Source organism: Candidatus Enterococcus wittei (assembly GCF_002140175.1).
GTDB lineage: Bacteria > Bacillota > Bacilli > Lactobacillales > Enterococcaceae > Enterococcus_B > Enterococcus_B wittei.
In genome coordinates, this window is the sequence record NZ_NGMO01000003.1 from 633,614 (window position 1) to 659,229 (window position 25,616).

Genomic DNA, 25,616 nt, shown 5'->3' on the forward strand with positions numbered 1-25,616 from the left:
AGATTCCATATTGTCCAGCATATTGGTAGAACATTTCGCAATCAACGAATCAAAGAAACAAATCGGTTGCTTAAACATCCTTCTTCTTCTCAAAAAAGCCTAGGTAGGAAGCTAAAACGTTACTGGAAACTTTTACAAAAAGAAGAAGGAAAACTAGATTATGACAAACGCACTTGGCGAGCCGGTTTTAAAGAGTATTTAACTGAAACCGAAATAGTCGATCGCCTTCTTAGAGACTGTCCTAGTCTACGCTCTGGTTATCAACTCTATCAAAATCTACTTTATGCAGTTAAAAAGCGGGAAATTGACACGTTTAAAGAATATTTAAATGTGGGAAAAACAGACCTTCCTGAAATCTATGATAGAACTTTGAAAACCTTTAAAAAGTTTCTTCCACAAATCGAGAACGCCCTACGTTATGGCTACTCAAATGGCCCTTTGGAGTGTTTGAACAATCATATCAAGGTATTAAAACGAAATGCCTATGGGTTCCGAAGCTTTTACAACTTTAAATTACGAATCATGATTCGGCATGGGAAAGCATTACTCATAAAATAAAAAAAGGAACAGAAAGAAAAATAGTTCTTTCTGTTCACCAATCATTCTAGGATTTCTCTTCACCAACATCGTTTGACAAAGAGCCAACAAAAGTAAATAACACTTTTGCCCCACGCTCTCTAGTCTTAATCTATTAAAAAAACTATCTCCCTGAGTTGAAAAGGGAAATAGGATTATCTTCTATCCTTTAGCTTCCTTATCGCAACCTTCACACACGTTTTTCAAAATTAACTGCACGATCCAGATAATACATCAATGGTGCAGAGATAGCCATAACGATAAATTCGCTTAATGCCAGTGTTCCATAAGTCGTCCAAAAAGGCTGCCCACCTGTTGGTACTAACATATACGCAATCAAAAACATGCTTACTGTAAAGAAAGCCGTATTCAATGCCAAACGGATTTTTACATTTTTCACTTTATTTTGAATAAGAGCTGTTAGGCCTAATGCAAGTAGCGTTTGTCCTCCACCAAAAATCACATCCATGATACCAAAACCATAAAACGCATTATAGACGACTACGCCTCCAAGTACACCCCAAAGCAACTTCCGATTAAACACCACTAAATGATTCAAACTTTCAGAAATACGAAATTGGACAGGCCCTGAAGATACCGGTGCCACCAAGATCGTTAATGCTAAATATAAGGCCATGATCAGACCATTAACTACAACGACCGTTAGCCGTTGCCTGCTTGTTGTTCTCTCCATATTATATTCCTCGTTTCTCCTAGTTTTTTTAACGCGGGATGGTTGATGAACCGCTTCGATTATTATAGCATATTCATGTTAGATTAAAAGTGTTGATATATAAGTGTTTGTAACCATATCTATCTGGATTATTTGCTATAGGTTTACTTACTCTCTCTAAAACCAAAATGATAATTGGCTTGAATTTTGTTGCCCCCTTAGAAGATTAGCTTTTCTCAACCTTCGTATCTGTCCATTCAACCTAAGTTCTTTTTCATTTTGCTACTCCTCTGCTATAATAACCAAGAATCAAAATGACAAACGCTGGCTTATTTTTCCTTTATTCCTATCTTTACTAATTTAAAACGTTAGTAGATGAGGCCTTCAAAAAGCTTCAGTGTTTGTTTCTTTATATTATTGTTTAAACAATTGCACCAAAAGAGATGCTTTTGTGAACTTCAGGAGGCAGAAATGAATTTTCATTATCATATATTAATCAACCCAAATGCTGGTAGCGGCAATGGGAAAAAGACGGCAGGAAAAATAGTGCCGCTCCTTGATCAAAAAAATATTTCTTATACACTTCATTACAGTGAATATAGAGGACATGATTGTGATATTGCGGAACAACTTGCAAAAGAGACTCTTGTTGAATGGTCCGAGGAAACACAAGAAACACAAAATCCATTCCCTATTTTGCTCGTTGTTGGTGGAGATGGAACACTTCATCAGGTACTCGCTACTTTCTATCAATTGGATGTCGAGTTTCCTGTTGGTTATATTCCTGCAGGCTCTGGCAATGATTTTGCAAGAGGTATTGGTTTACCACTTGATGCAGAAAAAGCGTTGGAAAATATCCTTTCCGTCACGTCCCCCAAAAGGATCAACTTACTAAATTATCATGAAAAAATTAGCGACCATCAAGGAATCGCTATCAATAACTTTGGCATTGGATTAGATGCTGCAGTAGTTCATGCGACAAATCATTCAAATAATAAAAAATACTTGAATAAATACAATCTAGGCTCATTTTCTTATATTCTATCCATATTACGTGTTCTGATTTTCCAAAAAGGGTTCCCGATATTAGTAGATGTGGGAGGTAAAATGATCCCGTATAAAAAAGCTTTACTTTGCACAGCAACTAATCATCCATATTTTGGTGGAGGGATTCCGATTGTTCCTACTGCGGATATGTCAAAATCCACAATTGATTTGGTGATTGTAGAAAGAATCAATCCGCTAAAATTAGGCTGGCTAATCTGGCTATTACTCCAAAAAAAGCAGCTTTGTTCAAAAAACTTTCACCACTATACGACTAGCAAGCTCCGAGTGATCTCCACTACTCCTCAGTATGGACAAGAAGATGGGGAAGACTTGGCTAAACAGCCATTTGATTTACAGATCACGCCAACATCACAACTTTTCTGGGGCGAAACAACAGTTGCTACAGAAGAAACACTCACAAAAAAATAAAAAGCAGAATCCGAAAACAGCTACTTATTTTCGTGATTCTGCTTTTTTTGATCTTGGTTCTAAAAATATCAAATAAAAAGGATCGTTGGACAAAAGTATGATTTACTCTTGTTCCACGCTCTAAACACGTATAAACGGCGGAATCAGAAGCAGCTCCCTCGACAATAAGCCGAAATTCAAAAAAATTCAAAAAGAAATTTTTGTGAATTCCTTCTTATTTCTCGGAGTTAACCACTTCTGTTCTAGTCGCCCTATAATCAACCATTTATCAAAATCACATGCCTTAATCGACTTCTGCTGGCTTTATATTTCCCATACCAATCATTGGATCTATCAATTGGTGGTCAATTGCTTCCGTGGTCAATCGGTAGCTTTGCACTATGTCTGTCTCGTTTTCATCTTCCACAATTTCCATTTTTTTCTCTGGAACACTCTCAAAGAGATCTAGTTCTTGTTCTGTATCTTCCCTATCTTCTTCTGTGCGTTCTATTTCTGCATTTTTGTGTACTTCTTTTGTTTTTGGTAAATCGCGAACCGATATATAAGTACCTTCTTCAAATGGATCATCTCCGGTCAAAGAATCTTCATATGCAGTCAGTTTCGTTCGCAAAGCTAGACTCATATCATTATCTTCGATTCGCTTTTTCAGTGTTGTCAAACGACTAGCTGATTCATTTTCCACACACGTCAAATAGGCTTGTTCTTCTCCCAGCAAAATCAATAATTCTTTACTTCTGGTGACAGCTGTATAAAGCAGATTTCTTTGGAGCATCCGTTGATATTGATGAACCATCGGCAGGATAACCATTTTAAACTCGCTACCTTGTGACTTATGGATCGAACAACAATAAGAAAGGGTGATTTTATTCCATTCATTTCGTTTATAAGTGACTTCATTGGCATCAAATTGAATGATTAGTTCATCTACTTTATCTTCTGAGTCTTTTGCTAACACTATCCCAGTGATTTCTCCCATATCGCCATTGAATACATTCAACTCTGGTGTATTGACCAGATGCAAGACTTTGTCTCCAATCCGATAGATCGTATCATTAAAACGAACTTCTTTTCGTCCACTATAGCTAGGATTGAAAATATTTTGCATCATTTTATTTAACGCATCAATTCCTGCTGCCCCACGATACATCGGTGCCAATACTTGAATATCCTGTGCAGTGAATCCTTTATTTTTTGCCTTTTCGACAATCTTAGAAATCAAAGGTTCAATTTGATACGCATCACTGCGGAAAAACGATCGGTCACTTTGATTCTTTGTAAAATCATTTGGCAATTTGCCTTCTTTGATCTCATGGGCTAATGGAATGATACTTGAACCATCGCCTTGACGATAGATCTGGTTTAATTCGATCTTAGGGATCTGCTCAATCTCCAATAAATCATGAAGTACCTGCCCAGGCCCTACAGACGGTAATTGATCTTTATCCCCTACTAGAATAACTTGCATATTTGTCGGAATAGCTTTGAACAAAGTATTCGCCAACCAAGTATCCACCATAGACATCTCGTCGACGATCAACAAACCACCATCTAATTCTTTTGTACTGATCGAAGGAGATTTTTCACGACCATTTAATCCTAAAAGACGGTGAATCGTACTAGCTGGTAGCCCAGTCGTTTCATTCATCCGTTTGGCTGCTCGACCAGTAGGAGCAGCTAAAAGAATTGGAAAAATTTCTTGAGTATATTTGGCAGGATCAAGTTCTACACCATTCAATTCAGCAAATAAATGGACAATTCCATTGATAACTGTGGTTTTCCCAGTACCCGGGCCACCCGTTAAAATGAACAAAGGTGAACGGATAGCTTCCGAAAGTGCTTGTTCCTGTGTATCCCCGTATTGAATCCCAAAGATTTTTTCAATCCGTCGTATATTTTTTTTGATTTCTTTCTCATCATACTTGATTTCTTTTTTACGACTCAGTAATCGTTGAATCGAATTCCCAATGCCCCATTCAGAAAAATACAAGCTATTCTCATACAGATTAGTTTCTTCCTGTTGGATTTTTCCTTCTTCGATCAATTGGATGATAACACTAGCTACTTGGTCGGGATCAATCTCAACGGGCCTACTTGTTTCCAAAATTTTAATGGTTTGTTGAAGTAACGTTTCTGCTGGTACATATGTATCCCCAGTTTGAATAGCCTGTTGAAAGATCTGATGTAAGATTGCCGCACGTATTCTTCGAGGTGAGTCCGCTGCTATCCCGATTTGTTCAGCGAGATTATCCGCTCGCTTAAAACCGATACCTTCGATTTCTTCCACTAACTGGTAAGGATTTTCTTGGATGATCTCTAACGCTTCATTTTTATAGGCTTGATAGATACTAAACGCCAACTGACTACCAAACCCATAGCGATTCAATCCCATAATGACTTGATCCATGCCATGATTCAAACGAATCGTCTCTGCGATCATCTCTCTTTTAGGCTTCGTCAATCCAGAAATTTGCTTTAGATGAGAAGGGTCTTCGATAATTTTTTCAATCGCATCTTCCCCTAAAAGATCTACTATTTTTTCAGCAGTTTTCTTTCCAATTCCAGGAAATTTGTCACTTGATAAATAAGCCACGATCCCATTTGCAGTAGTCGGCTTTTCCTGTTCATACCGCTCCACTTTCAATTGTTGTCCATATTTTGGATGATTGATAAGCTCTCCAAAAAATCGATATACTTCATTTTCTTGGATTTCCCCGAAACTACCGGTCACCACAATTTCTTTTTCACGATAATCTGTGCTGGTTTCACTTACATGGACCAGTAATACCTTATAAAAATTACTAGGGTTTTGATAAAAAATTGCGGCAACAGTACCGACAAAATAGGGCATTTCTTCTGGCTGCATCGAAGCCGCCTCCTTCATTTATAGTAAGGGCTCTGGTTTTCCATTCTCCAAAAAGTCAACGTTGTTCCATACTTTGATGTCATAAGGCAGTAGATTTTTTGGTTCGCCTGTTTCAAGGATTGTTAAGCTACTATTGAATAACCCGCCCATTTCTCTTAATTGAGGCAATTTTTTCCCGCTCATCCACTGGATTGCAGCGGTTAGGGATGCACCATGTCCTACGAATAAAATCGGGCCATGATGTTGTGCTACAGCATCAGCTACAACCGTTTCAATACGAGCAATCGCATCTTCTATAGGTTCTCCGTCAAAAGGCGTCGGATCATATTGGTCTAAATGATTTCGCAAATTAGGTAAGTTCTCAGGAAATTCATGATACATTTCATCGATCGACTGTCCCTCTAATTTTCCCAATCCTAATTCTCTCAATTTATCTGTATAAATGATTTCTACTGGATTGGCCAATTCACGATTGATTCCTTCCGCTGTATCTTTTGCCCGTTTAGCCGTGCTAGAATAAATGACTTCAAAAGGGATATGCTTTACTTTTTTTCCAAAGGCTTTGATTTCTTTATAACTTTCAGGCAAGAGCGGAGAATCACCTTGACTGCCTTGAAAACGACGTTCTCGATTCCATTCAGTTTTCCCATGCCTTGTAAAATATAATTTCATTTGCATCCAACTCCTTACTCAATGAGTAATCAAAACAGATATAGCACATTTTTCTATTACTTATGAATACTTTCATATCAAGGAAAAACCTTTCTTGATATGAAGAAAAAAAGTCAAGAATTGTAAATATGAGAATTTCTCATCTCTCTTAACTCACTGAAAAGTTTATCCAAACCCTAGATTTTGATAAATAGACAATCAACAATTAGCCTTCTTCCATCAGTCTGTGTAAGTAATAATAGAGGAAAGGCATCCAGCCTCTTTGCCTTAACTTTTTTCATTTATAACAAGATGTTTATTTCAAAATTACAAATAAAAGGTGTTCCAGCAGCTGCCCTTCGGTATTAAGTCAAAAAATCGTAAAATATGAGAAGCTATTTCTCGATTTTCCTTCTTAATGCTCAGGTCAGAACGCTGTTGTCACGACCTCTAGTCTAGCTTATCATTTTCGTAGTGATGTGTTAACTCTAAATTTGGGAATCCTTGTTGGCGTAGAGCTTCATAGACGACCATTGCGGCAGTGTTGGATAGATTCAATGAACGGACATGGGTATCATTCATCGGGATGCGTAAGCATTTTTCTTCGTTTTCTCGCATGAATGTTTCTGGTAGTCCAGTTGTTTCTTTACCGAATAAAAAGAAATGATCTTCTCCATCGTTGAAATTTTCGTCACTATAAACTTTATTGGCAAACTTAGAGATCAAATGAAGCTTACGATCTCCTAGATAATCTAAAAATGCAGGTAAGTCGGAATGGTACATAATGTTGACATCGTTCCAATAATCAAGCCCTGCTCGTTTTAATTGTTTATCATCCGTAGAAAATCCTAAGGGTTCAATCAAATGTAGTGGGGTATTCGTGGCAGCGCATGTTCTCGCAATATTTCCTGTGTTTGCAGGAATCAATGGTTCAAATAAAACAATATGGTTCATAAAGACCATCCTCTCATGTGTATGTGAAATCAAGTTTTGATTCATTTATCTGATTTGTGCATAAAAAAAAACGTATCAACTCGGTGTCAGTCACTGCGAGTCGTTACGTTAGTGAAGCTCTTCTCACTAACTTTTATCAGAACAGGAACCTGATAAAAACCAATGAAAAAACAACTTGTTGCTACTATATCACCAATAAACGCTTTTTGCAACCGTTCCTCTGCAATAATCTCACAGAAATCGTTTTCTCTTATTTCCTTTTAATAATTCTACGTCAATTGTAATTTTTTTCAAAGGATTCTTGATTAATGCTTCTTTTACCCCTTGCTCAACCTGCCATTCTAAAGGTGACATCGCTAATAAATCTTGCCGATTTTCTAATGGAATATCAAACTCGTAGCTGACACGTTGACGTTCAACTAAGTCCATAGATTCCATAAATTTTGAAACAACACGTTCATTAGAATAATGGTGTTTTTCTGGTTGGTCTGGATAAAAAGCTTGTCGTAGTTCTTTCAAATAACCTTCTTGCGGTACCACTTTCAATACAGCCCCATCATCTGAAAGGACACGTTGAAATTCTTGATAATGGGAAGGAGAAAAAATATTTAAAATCGTAGTAAACTGTTGGTCTGAGAAAGGAAGATTCGTTAAGTCAGCCACACACCAAAATGCAGTGGTATTTTGTTCTGTTGCAGCATAAACACCTTCTTTAGAAATATCAAAGCCAATTGCTTGCTTCATCGGGTTTAACTGATCGACCGCAGCTAAAAAACTTCCCTCTCCACAGCCTACATCTAACACGCGAGCTTCTTTAGGAACTTGTTTAGCTATTGCTTCAATCACTGGCTGGTACATCCCTGATTGGATCATTCGTCTTCTAGGTGCAAACATTTTCTGATCGTATTCAGTCTTAACCCCATGTGATAAAAAATAAAGCGTTCCTTTTTTAGACAAATCAAAGCGATGATTATTTTTACAAATCAAACCGTTCATTTCCGCTGTAAGTGGCCCTTTGCATAAAGGACAGCGAAATAAATGATCATTTTCAGATAAAAAAAGACGGCTCTGATCAATTTTTTTCAACATATTAGTTCTCATTCCTTTTTATAAGTTCAAAGAGAGTAACTTCACTAGTATTTCTGTGAAACTGGATACATGTTGATCTCTCTATTCTTTTTCGATAATCAGTGAAGATTAGACTATAATAAAGTTTTTTGCTTTCATCCTTCAAGTCAACGTCCTGTAATCCTATTTTCCTTCATTCATTTTATCTTACCGTTAGTTGAAAGCTTTAGCAACCGAAAAAACTATGGTACAATTCCTTTAAATAAATGGCAAGGAAAAGGAGCAAGAAAATGATCAAAGAATTTTGTGCAGAAAACTATACAGCCATACCTCTAGCAATTGCTAAAGGCGCTGACCGAATTGAGTTATGTGATAATCTAGCAGTTGGTGGAACAACACCAAGTACAGGCGTCATTGAAGAAGTATTAAGTTATGCAAATGAAAAGGAAATTCCTGTAATGACAATCATCCGACCACGAGGTGGCGACTTCGTTTATAACGATATTGAACTAAAAATCATGCATACGGATTTGATCGAAGCAAAAAAACTAGGAACAGATGGTGTTGTGCTCGGTTGTTTAACCCCTTCTGGCTGGTTGGATGAAGAAGCCCTAGAACTATTGATCGAAACAGCGGAAGGCTTACAGATCACCTTCCATATGGCCTTCGATAGTATTCCAGAAGAACGACAATTTGAAGCGATCGATTGGTTAGCAGAACATGGAGTGGATCGCATTTTAACACATGGTGGGCCTGCTGGGACTCCCATTGAAGAAAATTATGACCATCTAAAAAAACTGGTTTCTTATGCAAAGGATCGTTTGATCATCTTGCCGGGGGGTATGGTGAATTACAAAAATGCAGAGGACGTCGCCAAAGAACTAGGGGTCAATGAAGTTCATGGAACAAAGATCGTCCCTTTAGCTGATTAGTTTCTTTCTATGTCAAAGAGCAAACATACGAAAGAAAGGACGGGAACTAGTGTCTAACTCCGAGAAACAAGAAGGAATTCATGAATATTGCTTTTCAGATTTTTTGTGAATTTCAGAGTGTTTCCGAAGGAGTTGCTTCTGCTCTAGCCGTTTATGTGTATTTAGGGTATGGAACAAAGGTAAATAGCACTATTGTTCCATACCCTTTCAAGTGAACACCCAATATTCTTACGCATTCATTCATAAAATCGTAGAGTAGTTTTTTCTCGTTTATGTTTTTTCAGCTTGATCATTTCAAAGCATTCCATACTCAACTCAATTCACCTATAGTAAGATATGGATTTCTTACTATCAGGTTAGATAGTCTTCCAAAAAAGCAGTTCCTCTGGTAATGAAACCGCTCGTTGACTTCAAAAAAAAGCAATATTTTTTCCTTTAGATAACTCTTGAAGGAGCAAAAATTGCTTTTTTTGTTTTAATGAATTAATATTTTTCAATTTTATTTACATAAAATAGCCCATAAATAAAGAGGCGATGTTAAAGTAAATCAATACACTGGTCAGATCGCTAAGTGTAGTAATAAATGGTCCACTGGCAACAGCGGGGTCAAACCCTAAGCGATCCATCAGCATAGGGATCAAACTTCCTGCCAGATTCGCTACCGTGATAGCAAACAGCATAGCAATCCCTATAACAAAACCTAAAATAAAATTGCTCTTCCAAAAACCAACGATCAAGAAAATCGTCAATCCAGTAACTGCTCCAGTCACTAAACCCGTCAAGACTTCAGCAAGGATCAGTTGAAGGAACCCATTTTCTTTTTCATCCGAAATCGCTAATCGACGAACTGCTACCGCTAAAGATTGTGTACCAGCATTCCCTGCAGTTCCTGTGATTAATGAAATAAAGACAGCAAGAATACTTGCCTCACTGACCAATTCTTCGTAATGGCTGATTAACGAAGCAGTAGACATTCCTAAAAATAACAATGTAATCAACCATGGCAATCTACGACTAGCGGATTTCACTGGATTTTCATTGATTTCTTCTACGTTGACCCCAGCTAAACCAGAGTAATCACTGGCAGCTTCATCATCAATAACATCAATGATATCATCAACTGTTACAATCCCTAATAAATGATCGTCATAATCCGTTACTGGCAAAGCTAAGAAGTCGTAATCACGGAACGTTTTTGCGACTGCTTCTTGATCATCCCCAACATGGACTGACAAGACTCGCTCACTCATAAGATCGGAAATCATCGCATCATCATCATTCACGATCAAATCACGTAAAGATATTACTCCAACAAGCTGATTTTCTTGATTGACGACATAAATATAATAAATCGTCTCTGCGACATCCGCTGCATTTTTCAATACATACATAGCCGAACGAACTGTTTGATTGGCGACGATCGAAACAAACTCTGTCGTCATGATTGCTCCAGCAGTTTCATCTTCGTAATGCAATAATTCTTTGATCTCGCTTGCATCATCTGTCGACATCAAACTGAGGTATTTAGCAATTTGAGTTTTATCTAATGTGTTCAGTAAATCAACTGCATTATCGGTATACATTTCCGAAAGCATATCCGCTGCATAACTTGGTCGCATTTCAGCTAAATATTCTTTCATATGTTCATTGTCTTCTTCAATCACATCAAACATGTCCGCCAGTTCCTTTGGCGAAAGATAGGTATAAATCAATTGACGATCTGCTTCTTTAAGGGATTGGTAGAATTGCCCCTGTTCATAAATGTGCATCTCTAAAAAGTTGCTTCTAAATGCCTGAATGTTGTTTTCTCTTAAATCTTGAGATAACTGGGCAAATCTTTCCTCTAGTTCTTGATTTTCATCCAAATCAATCTCACCTCACCTTAATCTTCAAACCGTTTTATTACTGCCTCCATATCTTCTGCTAAAGGCTGCTTAAACTCTAATAATTTTTCCGTAAAAGGATGGTAAAAACGTAGGTCATAACAATGCAATGCTTGCCTCGTTATTCCTAGATCCATTCGTCCCTCATACATTTCATCTCCTAGAAGAGAACAATTGATAGCTGAAAAATGGACTCTGATTTGATGCGTCCGTCCAGTATGCAATTGGATATCCACTAGCGCAACTTCTGTAAATTCTTTTTCTAACCAGTACTCTGTCTGTGCGCTTCGTCCGTTTTCAGCGACCATTCGCTTCAATAATGACGAGGTATCTCTTGCAATTGGCAGATCAATCCATCCATGTTTTTGAAGATGAGAAACATCGCCACTTACTAAAGCTTGGTATTTTTTTGTGAACTTCTTTTCACGAAGTTGTATATCTAATTTGGCATGCGCATAACCATGTTTTGCAAATAACATCAATCCAGAAGTATCCCGATCCAGTCGTGTCACTACATGGATTACTTGATTCTCGTAACCCTGCCGTTTATAGTACGCCTTTACCCGATTCGCCATTGTACCATTGGGATGATACTGTGCTGGAATCGATGAGACTCCCGCTGGTTTATTTACCACTAAAATATGTTCATCTTCATAAACAATATCAATGGGTGTTTCATCTAGCAAGACAGTTTCATGTTCGCCTTCTGGGGGGATCACAATGGTTACCTTATCATTCTCCGACAAAGAAAACAAGACATTCTCGATCCGATCATTGACCATGATCGTCCCACCTTGAAACTTGATTTTTGCTAACAATCCTTTAGAGATTCCTTGCTCTTTCAAAAAATATTTGATTTGTTGCGGATGTTTCTTCTCATAGACCCATGTAAATTCCATCATTAATCCTCACTAATAAACGCATCTTTTACACGATGCCAGAAATGCATATGCCGATAAGAGGCAAAGTGGATACGCTCTTTAGCAATCCGATAATAAATCGATCGGATATTCGTTTTTGGCATATCTAGTTGATCTATCGTGACCAAGTAATCCGCTGTATTTTCCAAACGGATCTCTACCCATTCATCTTGGGCGATCACCATCGGCGAACCAAGCGTTCGAAATACTCGATTATTCAATGAAGCAATTTCTGCCAATTGAAAAGCATTAATGCTGGGATGGATCACAGCTCCGCCGATACTCTTATTATAAGCCGTCGATCCAGTCGGCGTGGATACTGCTAAACCATCTCCACGAAAACTTTCAAACAGCTCATTTTTAATGTAAACATCGGCAACCATGGTGCGATTTGACCGTTTGATCGTTGATTCATTCAAAGCAAAAAAACATTGATCAGGCTTCTCATCCAAATAGCTAACTCGAACTTTTAATAGTGGATAGCTGACACTTTGCTCACGATTAGTCAATAAACTATCAACTAGTTCTTCTAGTTCATAGTCGCGCCAGTCTGTATAAAAGCCTAGATGCCCTGTATGGACACCTAGGAAACGCACTTCATCTAAGGCATGACTAAACTGATGGAACGCCGCCAACAGCGTCCCATCGCCTCCTACTGAGATCACTAATTCAGGTTTGTGCTCATCGATTCCAATGTTTGCTTGAGACAAAAGAGTTTTCAATCGTTCGGTGACTTCCAACGTCTTTTTTTCTTTATTATGAACGATCGCTACCTTCATCTTTTGCCTCCTCTTGTGCTTTTTCTTGATTGATCAACGAACGATAATAAATATCATCTAATTTCCCTCTCCCATGAGAGAATAAACGTTGTGCTTCTTGGATCTCTTCCCGAATATTCGACATCTCTTCATCCAATTGGTAAGCTGCTTCTGCCGCTCGTTGTAAACGTTCACTCATCTCTTCGGGAAATACTCCTTGATATTTGTAGTTCAAAGAATGTTCAATCGTTGCCCAGAAATTCATTGCGAGTGTACGAATCTGAATCTCAGCTAAAATTCTCTTTTCTCCATTGATCAATTGAACTGGGTACTCTATCACTAAATGATAGGAACGATAGCCACTCGCTTTTTTGTTCGTGATATAATCTCTCTCTTGTAAGACCTTCATATCTTTTCGGTTACGAATGATCTCAACAACCTGATGGATATCTTCGACGAATTGACACATAATTCGTAAGCCGGCAATATCAGACATTTCCTCTTCTAAACGATTCATCGGTATATGTCGTAACTGAGATTTCGTCACAATACTCTCTACGGGTTTTACCCGTCCTGTCACAAATTCAATTGGGACATGTCGGTTTTGTTCTCTAAACTGTTTTCGAATACCGCGTAACTTTACTTTTAACTCTGAGACCGTTTGTTCATACGGTGCTAAAAATTCTTCCCAATCTCGTTCCATAATCGCTACCTCTACTTTGTTAACATTCATTGCTATTCTACCATATTATTGATGGTTTTTTGTAGCATGTGATTTTTAAGTTGACCTAAAAGAAAAAAATAGGCAAAATAAGAATAAGGAGGTGCTCACATGTCTGAAACACTTGAAATTGAATTTAAAACACTATTGACCAAAAAGGAATATCAGCGTTTGATTGATTATTATCAGTTATCTGACGATCTATTCCATGTCCAAACGAATGTTTACTTTGATACACCTGACTTACAGTTAAGGAAAAAAAATTGCGGACTGCGTATTCGGCTACTAGATGATCATGCTGAATATACATTGAAAACACCTGTCCAAGAGGGAAAATTAGAAACAACTGATACATATACACCAACACAAATCCACATGATACTTGAACAACAAACACTTCCATTGTCAGGTGCTGTCTTTCAAAAACTCACCGAACTTTCAGTTGATCCTACACAACTAATCCGTTTGGGAGAGCTAACTACCAAACGGGCTGAATTGTCAATAGATGAGGGATTATTAGCCATTGATGAAAGTTGGGGGCAACAACTCCATGATTATGAATTAGAACTAGAAGTTGCTGATGCCAAACAAGGAGAATTTGCGTTTGAGCGTTTATTGAAACACTTTGCTCTGCCTTACCGTCCTGCAAAAAACAAAATCCAACGAATGTTTGAAGCAAAAAATTAGAATTGTATCATTTTCATAAGACTCTTGAGTTCATTTTTTTGGTCATTTCTGTTAAGTTATAGGTTGTGAATACTATTCACGTTAGATATAGAATCTATTTTGGGGGAGATTCGTATGATTGAAATCTATTTATTTGTTAATCCATTGGGGAAAAACTGCTTTCAGTTAGAGCAACAATTGATTCAATTTATTGAAGAAGAATACGGGGAAAAGTCAAAAGAAAAAGTACAATTTCGCTTTCTTCCCTTAGTTAACTTGCAGACAATCGGGGATGTCATGCAAACCAACGGGATTTCTCAAACAAATCTGAATGAACGAAATCAGTTATTCTCAATAACATACTCTGCGGCGCTAGACTGTAAAGCCGCACATTTTCAAGGCAAGAAAAAAGGGCGGCAGTTTTTAAGTAAACTACAAGAAGCTGTCTGTTGTAAAAAAATTCCTTATTCGAAAGAACTTGCTGAATCCATTTTTTCAGAAATCGGCGATTTAATGATGTTCAAAGAAGATCGGCAGTCTGAGTTTGTTAAAGAAGCGTTCTTCTCAGATCAGAAAATGGCCCGTGAGATGGGTATCAAAAAACATCCATCCGCAGTCGTCTACAACTATTCTGATGAACACAATTTTGGCGTATTAGTTGAAGGGTTATCTACTGTTCGACAAATCAAAGCCATCTGCCAAGGAAAAGAAGACAGTTATCAAATTTTTGACGGTGATCCTTTTCAGAACAAAGGTGCACAGCTTCAAACAGGAAGCAGTCATTTATCCTTACTTTCAAATTAATAGCCACAGAATTGGCACTGACACGAACAAAAAAGGGCGTGAGTCATAGTCACTCCCCGTACTGCTAAAAATAAAGAAACAATAACCAAAAAGCTGGATTTTGCTGGGAAGATCAATCAAAAAAATGAAATAGTTTTCGCAAGTTTCATCACCCTATCATAAAGCAACTAGCTTACTCACAATCTTCTGCGTGTCAAAAATAAAATCTTAAAAGCCAAAGGCTCCGAAAATCGAAATATGATTTTCGGAGCCTTTGGCTTTTTGTCGGAAGTTGACTCATTTTGATAGATCTACTTTATCCTACTTTTCTGATTCCATTAGCATACCATTCGAGCCAAAGTTCATTGGATCTAGCACCTCTTCACCTATTACTTTAACGTTGTTACTTGTTTATAAAAGGACAGTCACTGAGTACTTGCACTTTTCCACTACATACCCTTCAATCAACTACAGTACTTGATTTCTTATTCTTCTTAAGAATCGTTAAGCCTATCAGCACAGCAAGCACTGCGAAGATCCCGAAAACAATCGCGATTTGTCCACCGATATTCGCCAAATTCCCTAAGAAGATTCCTGCCACGCCATAATCTGTATCAGAAAATGTCGATCCTTGAAAACCAAGATCCCCCATGACTGGCATCAATAGCATCGGCATGAAACTAATAATGATCCCATGGATAAAGGAACCAACAACCGCCCCTCGTACACCGCCCGTTGCATTTCCATAAACACCTGCTGTCGCCCCACAAAAGAAATGAGGAACAACCCCTGGAATAATGACTGTTGTTCCAGTAAATATCATAATGACTAAGCTAACCAATCCACCCGCAAAACTTGTTAAAAAGCCAATCAATACTGCATTGGGTGCATAAGGAAATACGATTGGGCAATCTAACGCTGGAATAGAATTAGGTACTAGTTTTTCAGAAATCCCTTTAAATGCTGGAACGATTTCAGCTAAAATTAGTCTTACTCCCGCCAAAATGATGAATACTCCTGCTGCAAATGATCCTGCTTGCTGTAAAGAATAAATAATATAATTTGTTCCACCACTAAGTGTTGCTGTAATAAATTCACTGCCAGAAAACAAAGCAACGATGACATAGACGATTGCCATGGTAATCGTGATGCTTACAGTTGAATCTCTTAAAAAAGATAACCCTTTAGGAAAATTGATATCCTCTGTTGATTTTTCTTTATCCCCAACATACTTCCCAATCAGGCCACTTAACGCATAACCAAAATTCCCTGTATGACCTAATGCGACAGAATCATTTTTCGTGATCTGTCGTGTAAATGGTTGCGCAATCGCTGGAAAAATTGTATTGCAGATCCCTAAAGCAAGCCCTCCAAATAACACTAGACTAATGGTGTTCATTTTGGTTACACTTAAAATCACTGCAATCATGCATGCCATATAAAGCGTAGCATGGCCTGTTAAGTAAATATATTTATACCGTGTAATCCTAGCAATTAAGATATTGAAGGCCATCCCTGCTAACATAATAAGTGCTGTATACGTTCCATATGTTGTTAAAGCAAGGGCAACGATAGCTTCATTATTAGGAATGACTCCTTGCATATTGAATGCTTTCTGAAACATTTCCCCAAAAGGTGCCAAGGAACTTTCGACGACTCCAGCACCAGCGGTCACTACTAAAAAGCCTACGAATGTTTTAATCCCACCTTTAACCGTCGTGGCTATGTCTTTTTTTTGTAAAATGTTACCAAGAATGGCAATCAATGCGACTAAAATCGCAGGTGTGCTAGCGATATCGATTAAAATACCTAGAAATCCTTTCATCATTACTTCCTCCCCTACCTCGTTTTTAAATCAATCCTTTTTCTTTACACGTTTGACCCACTTTGTCTTTTAATTCATCTAGATCAATAATACTTTCCAGTACCACAATTTCTCCAAGGTGTTGCGCACTATCTGCTAGATCTCTTCCTACAAAAAAGACATCTGCTAATTCGGGTGTAGCACTTCCTAAATCATAATGTGCAACTTCTACATCAGATACACCTAATTCATTTAAGACAGAATTGATATTCATCTCTACGATAAAACTTGACCCCAACCCTGATCCACAAACTGCTGCAAATTTCATTCTTCATCTTCTCCTTTTTTGATTACTTCAATAATTTCTTCCGAATTTGTTGCTGTAAGTAATGCGGCTAACTTGTCTTTATCCGATAATATTTTAGTCAAACTTGCTAAAGCTTTTAGATGCATTTCATTATCAATTGCAGCTAAACAAATAAATAATTCAATGGGGTGTTGTTCATCTTCGTTCAACAACACGGGCTCTTGCACCTTTAATAAAGACATCCCGATCTCATTAACCCCATCTTCAGGACGCGCATGGGGAAGGGCGATCCCTTTTCCAATATGGATAAACGGTCCATAATCAATGACTTTGTCGATCATGGCTGTAATATATCTTTCTTCTATTTTCTTCTCTTTTTCCAACGGTTCAGCTGCTTTTGCAATTGCTTCTTTCCAAGTCAATTGCTGATCAGTAAACTGAATTGTTTCTTTGGTCAGTAATTCAGATAACATCGGACGTTGATCTTCCCTTCTATTGAGTTCTTTATTTATTTTTCTTTGTAACACGCTTCGCAACTTCTTCTTCGTCACCCCTTTCTTTAATTCGATATATGGAAAAATGACCTCTAATAGATCATCAATGGAGTTCATACCAACTACTGAAGAAAAAAACTGGTCGTTGACTTTTTTCACTAATTCATTTTTTTCTAATGGCGTCATAATCGGGCGGATGACATAATTAGGACTTGCTGTTTTGATTGGAACACTTGAAAAAACTAAGTCGGTTTCTTCAATAAAATGATAACTTTCATACTCTCTAGTGGACATTGCTGGTAAAAATTCAATTTGTGGAAATAAACTTTGTAATTCCGATTTCATGATCAAACTAGAACTGATACCACTAGGACAGACGACCATTGCTTTAAGACGCTGATAGTTTTGACTCTCTTTTTGTTTGCGTATCTCACCACCAAATAAAATCGTGAAATAACCAATTTCTATATCTGGTATTTCTCCTACGAGTTGTTGAAGAGGGCCAAGTGCACGGTGTGTCAATTCATATAATTCTTTGTACTGTACTTTTATTTCTTCGATCAAAACATTATTCAATGAAAAATCATAGCGAATCCTAAAGTACGCCGGAACTAAATGATAGAAAAAATTGAGAAGGAACTCTTGGTAACCGACAAACTGGACTGCTGCTAGCCGCTCCATCTTATGAATGATTTTGCTCGAACATTCCAGCAAAAACTCCAACGCATCTTCTTTGAGATCTCCTTGAATGACAGATTGAAGGACCATCGTCAAATAGAAAATTTCTTCCTCAGAGTTTTTGATCTGTTCAATAGACGATAAAAACTCTTTACTTGCTTGATAAGTTTTCAGCGATTCTAGTAGACTCCTATCTTCTCTTTCTATAGCAACCTCTTTTTGTGTGATTCGAAAAACTAAATAGTTGATAAAATAAAGGATTTCTTCAAAACGGCTAGGAACAATCGTCATCTCAAAGGTAGTTAATGCCGTGGATAGATCATCTCTCATCGTGACATAATTTAGATCAGAGATACTATAGATTCCTTCAAATAATAGCCATTCACCATTTTCTTCTGCTACTAGTAAGCTAATTTTCGAATAAGCAATCGAACGAATTCTATACTCCTCTCCTTCGAGAAAAAAGCCTTTTTTTCTTGAATAAAGTAAATTTATATTAGATTTTTTCAGTTCACTTCTTAAACTTTTTAGATCCTTCAATATTGTATTTTTACTGACACAAAATAATTCTTGAAAACCAAAGACAGATAAGTCTTCTACCGTTGAAAAGGCAAGAAGATAAATCATCGATTGACGCTGCGTTTCAGAAACGTATCGTTCAATCTTTTTTTCACCAAAAAGGATTTCTGGCCATCTTCGCCAAATCACATCTGGAATCATCAATTCGCCCTTCTCTTGAGTGACCTTTTTTCCAAAGAAGTTTTCTGATACTCGATTGATCTTGGAAAGTTCTTCTGTAATTGTTCGTTCATCCAAGTGAGTTAGTTTGATTAATTTTTGTAATTCCTTTTCTTTAAACATATAACTAAGTCTATAGTTATTCATCCTATTCCTCCCTCTAAAATATATCTTCTCACCAAAGAAAGCGCTATCTACTTTTAGCACAATCTTTAAGCCTTTTTTTATAATGACTGGACCAAACCGATCATTTAGACATAAAAATCCCTCGTAAGTTTCTCAGATATTTTATGAACAATGTGTACTGCTCCCAATATCTGACAGCTATCAAGCTTAGAACTTTCTTGAGTTATATCAAATTCGAGCCTAAATTTATTACTCATGCCCCATTTTTCACTCGTCTCACGCTTTTTTAGACATATAAAAAAGAAGCAACCTGTGACAGGCTGCTTCCTCAAAATGTTAGCCATTCATATAGATAGTGTTTAACAGTGCTATAATTTCTAAGCATGATAAAATTTTATGCTAAAAAATCTTACTTGTTTTGATATCTATAGATGGTCTAGTCCAACTCGACAAAGAATCCTTCTTACATGACCAACAATGACTTAATCGCTTCTCTTTTATCCATTGCTTCATAAGCTTCTTGTACTTGATCTAATGGAAATTGCTTTGTAAAGACTTTTCCAGGATGAATCTTTTCAGTCAATACTGCTTCCAAGAGTTCTGCTCGATCATGTGTTGTTACCGCAGCAATCCCTCCACGTAAGCCAATATTTCGATAAAACAATTCATTTGTATCTAGTTCATCCACGTGAGGCACTCCTACACGCCCAACAACTGCTCCAGGACGACCAACTTTTACAGCAGTTTCCACTGACTGTTGTGTGCCAACGCATTCCAAGACTGCATCTGCGCCTGCATTTGTTAGTTCCATGACTTCTTTGATCGCCTCTTCACCACGAGAAGCAATAATATCTGTCGCACCAAATTCCAAGGCTAATTTTTGACGGTCTTCATGTCGGCTCATGGCAATAATCTTCGATGCACCAAGTAATTTTGCAGAAATCACGCCACACAAACCAACCGCACCATCACCAATCACTACGACAGTATCCCCTTCTTTCACTTCCGCACTTACTGCTGCATGGTACCCTGTCGCCATCACATCCGCTAATGTCACAAATGATTTCAACATGTCCTCTGAATAATCTTCCGGCTGACCTGGGATTTTGACAAGTCCCCAGTCCGCTCCTTTATAACGAAGATATTCTGCCTGATAACCGGTTGATCCTGAAGTATCTGATAGGCAATCCCCATCAAAGCCAGCCAGACATGCTTCACAATGGCCACAACCATGAGTAAAAGGAACGATGACAAAATCACCTGGTTTGACATTCGTGACATCTTTGCCAACTTCTTCTACAATCCCGATTGCTTCATGTCCTGCTGCAGTTCCTGGTTCTTTTGTCGAAATCCCACGATACCACCATAAATCAGAGCCACAGACACTCGCGCGTACGACTCGGATAATCGCTTCATTCTCTTGTTTGATTTCTGGTTTTTCTATTTCTTTGACAGCCATTTTACCTGGTTCTAAAAATACTGTTGCTTTCACAGCTACCACTCCTTTTATCATTCTTGTTTTTAGTATATCCTTTAGAGTATACTCCAAGTCAAATAAAAACTTTTATTTCACTTAGGCTTAAAAATGTTACGTATACCTATTTTATTCCAACCCTTTTCATCTATCGGCACTAGCAAAGAAAGATCCTATGTTAGACAAGACCATGCTCCTATGATGCAATAATTGAACACATCCTTGAATCAAGTTAAAAACGCACTGGATAACGAAAGTTATTTTTAAAGTCAAACTATTTTGATGTTTGTAACATTTACTAATTCCTTCGGTTCTATACTTTTTGATGTTGATGGATTCCACCGGCATTTTTTATTGCATAAAAATAGAAAAGACACCTTGAAATATTTATGAATCAATTTAGCAAAATAAAATTCATAAAGAGGATTCAAGATGTCTCATACTTCATTTAAAAGACCTTATTATTCATTCTAAAGAAAATGATTCAACAAAGAAAAAATTTAAAAGCCAACTTTGATAAGTGATGCAAATTTTTTAGCTAGTTTCCAAAAATTCGCGCACAACTCACCTTTTTTCAATGAAACACTAAGAAAGATAAATCAAATTTTTATAGCTGTTCGATCAATTCTTCTAATTCATTTAAACGTTGTTCAAACATCATCATCGCATCTTCAATATAAGCAGATTGGGTCATGTCCACCCCAGCTTTTTTCATGACTTCAACTGGATAGTCACTGTTTCCAGATTTCAAATACGTAATATAAGCTTCTAATGCACCAGGTTCTTTTGTCCATATTTTCTTCGCTAACGCAGAAGCTGCTGAAAAACCAGTAGCGTATTGATACACATAATAATTGTAATAAAAATGTGGGATCCGCGCCCATTCATAATTAATTTCCGAGTCTTTTTCAACTGCTGATCCATAATATTTTGCATTCAATTCCCCATAGCTTTCACTTAGATATTCACTCGTAAGTGGTGTGCCTTTAGCATCTTCTTCATGCATAAAGTGTTCAAATTCAGCAAATTGTGTTTGTCGGAAAATCGTTCCTTTGAAACCATCTAGATAATGATTCAATACATACGCACGTACACGTGGATCCTCTTCCGTAGCCAACAGGTGTTCCGTTAAGATATTTTCATTTGTAGTAGAAGCAATTTCTGCAAGGAAGATCGAGTAATCACCGTAAACAAAAGGTTGATTCGAACGAGTGAAGTAACTATGGACACTATGACCCATTTCGTGGACAAGTGTGAATAATTGATCTAATGTATCATGCCAATTCATCAAGATATACGGATTGGTATCATAACTGCCAGAAGAATATGCACCACTGCGTTTTCCTTTATTTTCTACCACATCGATCCAACGATTTGAAAAAGCTTCTTTAACAACTGCAAGGTACTCTTCCCCCATTGGAGTTAATGCTTCCAATGCTTTATGCGTAGCTTCTTCATACGTAAATTTGATTGGTGCTTCTCCTAGTACTGGAGTGTAGAGATCATACATGTGTAAAGTATCTACTTTTAACAGGCGTTTGCGCAGTTCCATATAGCGGTGTAATAAAGGAAGATGTTGATTAACGACATCGACCAAAGTGTCATACACACTTTCAGGGATATGATTATTGCTTAAAGAAGCTTCTCTAGCTGACGTGTAATGACGTGTCTTTGCTTTGAAGTTGTGGCCTTTGATGTGTGTGCTCAATGTAGATGAGAAAGTATTTCTAAACTGCTCGTACACACTATATAATCCTTTAAATGCGGCTTCGCGCACCTCACGATTGGTACTTTCTAATAATTGACCATATACACCGTGAGAAAGTTGGATCTTTTCTCCATTTTCTCCTGTAATCGTTGGAAAGACTAAATCGGCATTGTTCAATACAGCAAAGGTATCACTTGAAGCCCCAAAAATCTCCCCAGCGCCTGCAAGCAAAGCTTCTTGATCAGCCGATAAAACATGGGCACGATTATCAACCATTTGTTTTACATAGTGTCTGTAAATCTCTAAGCGAGGTTCTTCTTCAAAATACTGCCAGATTTGTTCGTCTGTCAATTGCAATACTTCTGGTTCATACCAAGCAATTGCCTCACTGACTTTAGATAGTAAACTACCTGCGCGCGCATACAAAGCTTGATAAGTTGTATTCGCTGTATCTTGATCATTTTTCAAATGGGAGTATACATAAATGACTTCTACTTTTCGATACATTTCCAATACAAATTCTAATGCTTCTAAAAACTCTGTAGGTCCATCCGCAAGCGTTCCTTTATAACGATCAGAATTTTTTAACTCTTCTGTCAATTCTTGATACTTTTCATCAAATTCTTGGTCACTAGCAAAGATGGACGTTAAATCCCAGGTCAATTCCTCAGGTAATTCATCTCTTTTTGGCAATTGGGTCGTTTCACTCATTGATTCCACTCCTTATGATTTTTAGTAAACACACTTTTCTGAATATTTAATCAGATACGCTTTCTTTGAATATAAAAAGTGATGATCACTTTTTAGTTACTTCTTTAAGTCTATCATAAACCACTGATGTTTTGCACACGGAATCTTCCGCTATGATTCTTTTCTCTAGCCGTATAAGCGGACACACTCTTCATAAAACAACTGATAAATCGTCCACTCATCAATCAAAGGAAATCCCCACTCTTGTTTATAACACCAGATTTTCTGATGCCAGCTAAGAAAACAGAAAGAGCTTTTGATAGATTGGTATTTCTCTTTTTCTTCACCAAATAGTAGACGGTATAAAAAAACTTTCTCTTTAAAGAAAAAGAAAAAATGACTATCCTGATAGATCCATCTATCTAAGAAAAGGAGATGTTTCTCTCGGAGGTAACACTGTTCTTGCAAGTGCAACACACTCCTTCGTTTACGAAGAAGTTGTTTTGCTAACCAATCTTTAGAAGTGTTAGACATGGGGCCAACACTTTCTTTTACAATATTTCTTTCAGTCAAAATCGCTAGGAGATCTTTGTCAAAAAAAGACCATTCCTGAGAATTGAAGCTGATTTTCCCTTCCAAGTTCTCTTTCACTTGATTATATAAAATAATTTTCTGGTTGACCCAATCGACTTGCCAAAAGTGGACTTGTCGGTGCAAATCAAAGGAACAAAACTTTTTTTCTTTGGTTAAACGAGCCTTCTTTTGAAAAAAAGCAGATCCTAGCAACCACCACACCACATAATCATTTTTTCGGTAGTTCACCGTCCGCTCGACAAAACGAGAAAAGGAAAGCTCAGAACATTGGATCTCAAATACATGTTTTCCATATAAGATATCTGGACGTTGCATAATCCCTTTCAGATATGCTTCCATTTCCACGCGATGGTAGGGCCTATTCAACCATTGAAAAAATAGTATTTTCAATTGGAGATGTTCTTCGGATTCCGACTCACTAAAGGTGTGACAATCAAGAATTTTTTGATGTGAAAAATGCGGGAAACGGTGCTTTCCTCTGCGTAATAAAACTTTATTGAAACAACTTGGGCAACTGTATTCCGCCTCTCTCACCGCCTCAGTCGCCAAACAGAGTATACCGTCTTGATTTTTTGCCCACAGCATCTCTTCACACTCCTCTAGATTAAATTTTTATTGTGCTGGTTCATCTTATAAATACACTAGAAAATACAATTTACCTCAAATAATGTAAGCCTTCTACATCAATCTCTCTTTCAGTAAGTAGCTAAAAATTATTGAGAACTACTTTTACTGATGATTACTACACCCAAATGGGAATTTCTAAACTAAAAGCCAAATCCAGCGACAGTAACATAAAAAAACGGCGATCAATAAGAGTTGTCTGCAACACCTCTTTTGATTCACCGTTTCTTTTTTACTTGCTCATTCAAAATAAAATTTAATGCGTTCTAAAGCATTTCGTTCCATTAATCGTTGCCCATACTCAGTTAATGTTTCAGCTGTACGATTACTTTTTTCAGCAAATTCCAACATTCGTGCGAGTTGATTTTCTACATCTACTTGGTTTAGATTTTCCATCCAAAAATGAACAACTAAATAATAGCGTCCATCTAATTGATATAGATCAGTAGAAGCAGATTCTAGAGTAACATCATGTGCTAATTGAATCGCTTGTTCAAAATCATTGAACATAAAAATCGCTTGATGTTCACTTTCTTCCGTAGAAACGTTTTCCTCTCCCTTGGCAAGAATTTGCTCTTGAAGGAATTCACTCACATCTGCACTATCCAATGTCGATTCATTCGATTGCATGATTTCATCTTCTGACAAATTTTTACTGATAAAAAGTTCTAAACCGTCTCCTTTTGGTAAAACTTGGAAAGTGACAGCTTCGCTACCTTGGAACTCTTCTTCAATATCAACTTCTTCTAAAATACTGTAGAAAAAGTTTTCAATTTCTCTATGATTACCTAATAAATCTAAAAAAGAGACACCACGTTCCTCCAAGTCATCGTGACCAATCATTACTCGGATTGTATTCTCATTGATATGTTCCATTTCCATTTGCTACACCTCACTTTATCCAAAAAACCGTATAATTCAATTGTAGTCAAATAAGAATAAATGTAAAGAAAAAAAATTATATAACGGTAGAACATCATTTTTTTCCAACAAAAAAACTTAGAAAAACAAAATGTTTTCTAAGTTTTTTATTAAGTGTTTTCTATAAACCAGCCATTAGCTGGGCTTGACGTAATTCTAATTGTCGGACATCTCGTGGTAAAAAGCGACGAATTTCATCTTCATTAAAACCAACTTGAAGACGTTTATCATCAATCATGATTGGGCGTCGTAATAATCCAGGGTTATTTTGAACAAGCTCCAATAGTTCTTGTAAAGGCAATTCATCTAGATCCATGTTTAATTTTTGGAAAACTTTTGAACGTGTTGAAATAATTTCTTCCGTTCCATCTTCAGTCATTTGTAGAATTGCTTTAAGTTCTGAACTATTTAATGGTTCAGAAAAGATATTACGTTCAACAAATGGAATCTGATGTTCTTGCAACCACGCACGAGCCTTTCTACAGGAAGTACAACTTGGGGAAGTATATAGTGTTAACAACGTGCACCACTCCT

22 protein-coding genes are annotated in these 25,616 nt (G+C 37.2%); 5 read left to right on the plus strand and 17 right to left on the minus strand.

Going from position 1 to position 25,616, the window contains the following annotated elements:
• Positions 1-558: transposase (locus A5844_RS10715; RefSeq protein ID WP_143353721.1), on the plus strand; the 558-nt coding region annotated here is incomplete at its 5' end.
• A gap of 208 nt (positions 559-766) precedes the next feature.
• Here A5844_RS10715 and A5844_RS10720 read toward each other — a convergent pair.
• On the minus strand, positions 767-1,270 hold the full coding sequence (locus A5844_RS10720) for a QueT transporter family protein (RefSeq protein ID WP_086285167.1): 504 nt from the start codon (positions 1,268-1,270) through the stop codon (positions 767-769).
• Between the two features lie 450 nt (positions 1,271-1,720).
• Between A5844_RS10720 and A5844_RS10725 the strand changes: the two genes are divergently transcribed.
• Positions 1,721-2,725 carry a diacylglycerol/lipid kinase family protein gene (locus tag A5844_RS10725; RefSeq protein ID WP_086285168.1) on the plus strand — a complete coding sequence of 335 codons (1,005 nt, stop codon included), beginning with the start codon at positions 1,721-1,723 and terminating at the stop codon, positions 2,723-2,725.
• A 283-nt stretch (positions 2,726-3,008) separates the two neighbouring features.
• Here A5844_RS10725 and recD2 read toward each other — a convergent pair whose 3' ends face one another.
• The 4 genes from recD2 to A5844_RS10745 form a co-directional block, all read right to left on the minus strand.
• Positions 3,009-5,588 carry an SF1B family DNA helicase RecD2 gene (gene recD2, locus A5844_RS10730; RefSeq protein ID WP_086285169.1) on the minus strand — a complete coding sequence of 860 codons (2,580 nt, stop codon included), beginning with the start codon at positions 5,586-5,588 and terminating at the stop codon, positions 3,009-3,011.
• Positions 5,589-5,606: 18 nt separating this feature from the next.
• Positions 5,607-6,260 carry a histidine phosphatase family protein gene (locus A5844_RS10735; RefSeq protein ID WP_086285170.1) on the minus strand — a complete coding sequence of 218 codons (654 nt, stop codon included), beginning with the start codon at positions 6,258-6,260 and terminating at the stop codon, positions 5,607-5,609.
• Between the two features lie 429 nt (positions 6,261-6,689).
• Positions 6,690-7,193, minus strand: a complete 504-nt coding sequence (trmL, locus tag A5844_RS10740) for a tRNA (uridine(34)/cytosine(34)/5-carboxymethylaminomethyluridine(34)-2'-O)-methyltransferase TrmL (RefSeq protein WP_086285171.1) — start codon at positions 7,191-7,193, stop codon at positions 6,690-6,692.
• Between the two features lie 231 nt (positions 7,194-7,424).
• Positions 7,425-8,282 (minus strand): methyltransferase domain-containing protein, encoded by an 858-nt coding sequence (locus A5844_RS10745; protein WP_086285172.1) that lies wholly within the window; start codon positions 8,280-8,282, stop codon positions 7,425-7,427.
• A 269-nt stretch (positions 8,283-8,551) separates the two neighbouring features.
• On the opposite strand from A5844_RS10745, the gene A5844_RS10750 reads away from it, so the two are divergent.
• Positions 8,552-9,193, plus strand: a complete 642-nt coding sequence (locus A5844_RS10750; RefSeq protein WP_086285173.1) for a copper homeostasis protein CutC — start codon at positions 8,552-8,554, stop codon at positions 9,191-9,193.
• A gap of 503 nt (positions 9,194-9,696) precedes the next feature.
• Here A5844_RS10750 and mgtE read toward each other — a convergent pair.
• From mgtE to yjbM, 4 genes are read right to left on the minus strand one after another with little or no spacing between them, the layout of a single operon-like run.
• Positions 9,697-11,058: a magnesium transporter gene (mgtE, locus tag A5844_RS10755; RefSeq protein WP_086285174.1), complete on the minus strand. Its 1,362-nt coding sequence runs from the start codon at positions 11,056-11,058 to the stop codon at positions 9,697-9,699.
• A 17-nt stretch (positions 11,059-11,075) separates the two neighbouring features.
• The gene (locus tag A5844_RS10760) at positions 11,076-11,975 is read right to left on the minus strand and encodes an RluA family pseudouridine synthase (protein WP_086285175.1); all 900 of its coding nucleotides are present in this window, start codon (positions 11,973-11,975) and stop codon (positions 11,076-11,078) included.
• Between the two features lie 2 nt (positions 11,976-11,977).
• A complete protein-coding gene (locus tag A5844_RS10765; RefSeq protein ID WP_086285176.1) occupies positions 11,978-12,775 on the minus strand; it encodes an NAD kinase in 798 nt (265 codons plus the stop codon).
• On the minus strand, positions 12,753-13,457 hold the full coding sequence (gene yjbM, locus A5844_RS10770) for a GTP diphosphokinase (protein WP_086285177.1): 705 nt from the start codon (positions 13,455-13,457) through the stop codon (positions 12,753-12,755). Before yjbM ends, A5844_RS10765 begins: the two co-directional genes overlap by 23 nt.
• 129 nt (positions 13,458-13,586) lie before the next feature.
• Here yjbM and A5844_RS10775 point away from each other — a divergent pair, with 129 nt between their 5' ends.
• Together A5844_RS10775 and A5844_RS10780 are read left to right on the plus strand one after the other, a co-directional pair.
• A complete protein-coding gene (locus A5844_RS10775; RefSeq protein ID WP_086285178.1) occupies positions 13,587-14,162 on the plus strand; it encodes a CYTH domain-containing protein in 576 nt (191 codons plus the stop codon).
• Positions 14,163-14,276: 114 nt separating this feature from the next.
• On the plus strand, positions 14,277-14,945 hold the full coding sequence (locus tag A5844_RS10780) for a DsbA family protein (RefSeq protein ID WP_086285179.1): 669 nt from the start codon (positions 14,277-14,279) through the stop codon (positions 14,943-14,945).
• A gap of 439 nt (positions 14,946-15,384) precedes the next feature.
• Here the strand turns inward: A5844_RS10780 and ulaA are convergent, their stop codons facing one another.
• The 8 genes from ulaA to spxA form a co-directional block, all read right to left on the minus strand.
• Positions 15,385-16,749: a PTS ascorbate transporter subunit IIC gene (ulaA, locus tag A5844_RS10785; protein ID WP_086285263.1), complete on the minus strand. Its 1,365-nt coding sequence runs from the start codon at positions 16,747-16,749 to the stop codon at positions 15,385-15,387.
• 25 nt (positions 16,750-16,774) lie between these two features.
• The gene (locus tag A5844_RS10790; RefSeq protein ID WP_086285180.1) at positions 16,775-17,056 is read right to left on the minus strand and encodes a PTS sugar transporter subunit IIB; all 282 of its coding nucleotides are present in this window, start codon (positions 17,054-17,056) and stop codon (positions 16,775-16,777) included.
• Positions 17,053-19,092, minus strand: a complete 2,040-nt coding sequence (locus A5844_RS10795) for a BglG family transcription antiterminator (RefSeq protein WP_086285181.1) — start codon at positions 19,090-19,092, stop codon at positions 17,053-17,055. Before A5844_RS10795 ends, A5844_RS10790 begins: the two co-directional genes overlap by 4 nt.
• A gap of 442 nt (positions 19,093-19,534) precedes the next feature.
• Positions 19,535-20,563 carry a zinc-dependent alcohol dehydrogenase family protein gene (locus A5844_RS10800; protein ID WP_086285182.1) on the minus strand — a complete coding sequence of 343 codons (1,029 nt, stop codon included), beginning with the start codon at positions 20,561-20,563 and terminating at the stop codon, positions 19,535-19,537.
• Positions 20,564-21,152: 589 nt separating this feature from the next.
• Positions 21,153-22,964: an oligoendopeptidase F gene (gene pepF / locus A5844_RS10805; RefSeq protein WP_086285183.1), complete on the minus strand. Its 1,812-nt coding sequence runs from the start codon at positions 22,962-22,964 to the stop codon at positions 21,153-21,155.
• Positions 22,965-23,129: 165 nt separating this feature from the next.
• Positions 23,130-24,122, minus strand: a complete 993-nt coding sequence (locus tag A5844_RS10810; RefSeq protein ID WP_086285184.1) for a competence protein CoiA — start codon at positions 24,120-24,122, stop codon at positions 23,130-23,132.
• A gap of 279 nt (positions 24,123-24,401) precedes the next feature.
• Positions 24,402-25,043 carry an adaptor protein MecA gene (locus tag A5844_RS10815; protein ID WP_086285185.1) on the minus strand — a complete coding sequence of 214 codons (642 nt, stop codon included), beginning with the start codon at positions 25,041-25,043 and terminating at the stop codon, positions 24,402-24,404.
• Positions 25,044-25,203: 160 nt separating this feature from the next.
• On the minus strand, positions 25,204-25,602 hold the full coding sequence (spxA, locus tag A5844_RS10820) for a transcriptional regulator SpxA (protein ID WP_005877288.1): 399 nt from the start codon (positions 25,600-25,602) through the stop codon (positions 25,204-25,206).
• Positions 25,603-25,616 lie beyond the last annotated feature (14 nt).

What these genes read in the sequence shown, in the direction of transcription:
- A5844_RS10750 (WP_086285173.1), top strand. Translation starts at nt 8,552, where the DNA reads ATGATCAAAGAATTTTGTGCAGAAAACTATACAGCCATACCTCTAGCA.
- A5844_RS10760 (WP_086285175.1), bottom strand. Translation starts at nt 11,975, where the DNA reads ATGGAATTTACATGGGTCTATGAGAAGAAACATCCGCAACAAATCAAA.
- A5844_RS10735 (WP_086285170.1), bottom strand. Translation starts at nt 6,260, where the DNA reads ATGAAATTATATTTTACAAGGCATGGGAAAACTGAATGGAATCGAGAA.
- ulaA (WP_086285263.1), bottom strand. Translation starts at nt 16,749, where the DNA reads ATGAAAGGATTTCTAGGTATTTTAATCGATATCGCTAGCACACCTGCG.
- A5844_RS10810 (WP_086285184.1), bottom strand. Translation starts at nt 24,122, where the DNA reads ATGCTGTGGGCAAAAAATCAAGACGGTATACTCTGTTTGGCGACTGAG.
- A5844_RS10745 (WP_086285172.1), bottom strand. Translation starts at nt 8,282, where the DNA reads ATGTTGAAAAAAATTGATCAGAGCCGTCTTTTTTTATCTGAAAATGAT.
- A5844_RS10775 (WP_086285178.1), top strand. Translation starts at nt 13,587, where the DNA reads ATGTCTGAAACACTTGAAATTGAATTTAAAACACTATTGACCAAAAAG.
- A5844_RS10725 (WP_086285168.1), top strand. Translation starts at nt 1,721, where the DNA reads ATGAATTTTCATTATCATATATTAATCAACCCAAATGCTGGTAGCGGC.
- A5844_RS10790 (WP_086285180.1), bottom strand. Translation starts at nt 17,056, where the DNA reads ATGAAATTTGCAGCAGTTTGTGGATCAGGGTTGGGGTCAAGTTTTATC.
- A5844_RS10780 (WP_086285179.1), top strand. Translation starts at nt 14,277, where the DNA reads ATGATTGAAATCTATTTATTTGTTAATCCATTGGGGAAAAACTGCTTT.
- trmL (WP_086285171.1), bottom strand. Translation starts at nt 7,193, where the DNA reads ATGAACCATATTGTTTTATTTGAACCATTGATTCCTGCAAACACAGGA.
- A5844_RS10795 (WP_086285181.1), bottom strand. Translation starts at nt 19,092, where the DNA reads ATGAATAACTATAGACTTAGTTATATGTTTAAAGAAAAGGAATTACAA.
- recD2 (WP_086285169.1), bottom strand. Translation starts at nt 5,588, where the DNA reads ATGCAGCCAGAAGAAATGCCCTATTTTGTCGGTACTGTTGCCGCAATT.
- pepF (WP_086285183.1), bottom strand. Translation starts at nt 22,964, where the DNA reads ATGAGTGAAACGACCCAATTGCCAAAAAGAGATGAATTACCTGAGGAA.
- yjbM (WP_086285177.1), bottom strand. Translation starts at nt 13,457, where the DNA reads ATGGAACGAGATTGGGAAGAATTTTTAGCACCGTATGAACAAACGGTC.
- A5844_RS10815 (WP_086285185.1), bottom strand. Translation starts at nt 25,043, where the DNA reads ATGGAAATGGAACATATCAATGAGAATACAATCCGAGTAATGATTGGT.
- A5844_RS10720 (WP_086285167.1), bottom strand. Translation starts at nt 1,270, where the DNA reads ATGGAGAGAACAACAAGCAGGCAACGGCTAACGGTCGTTGTAGTTAAT.
- A5844_RS10765 (WP_086285176.1), bottom strand. Translation starts at nt 12,775, where the DNA reads ATGAAGGTAGCGATCGTTCATAATAAAGAAAAAAAGACGTTGGAAGTC.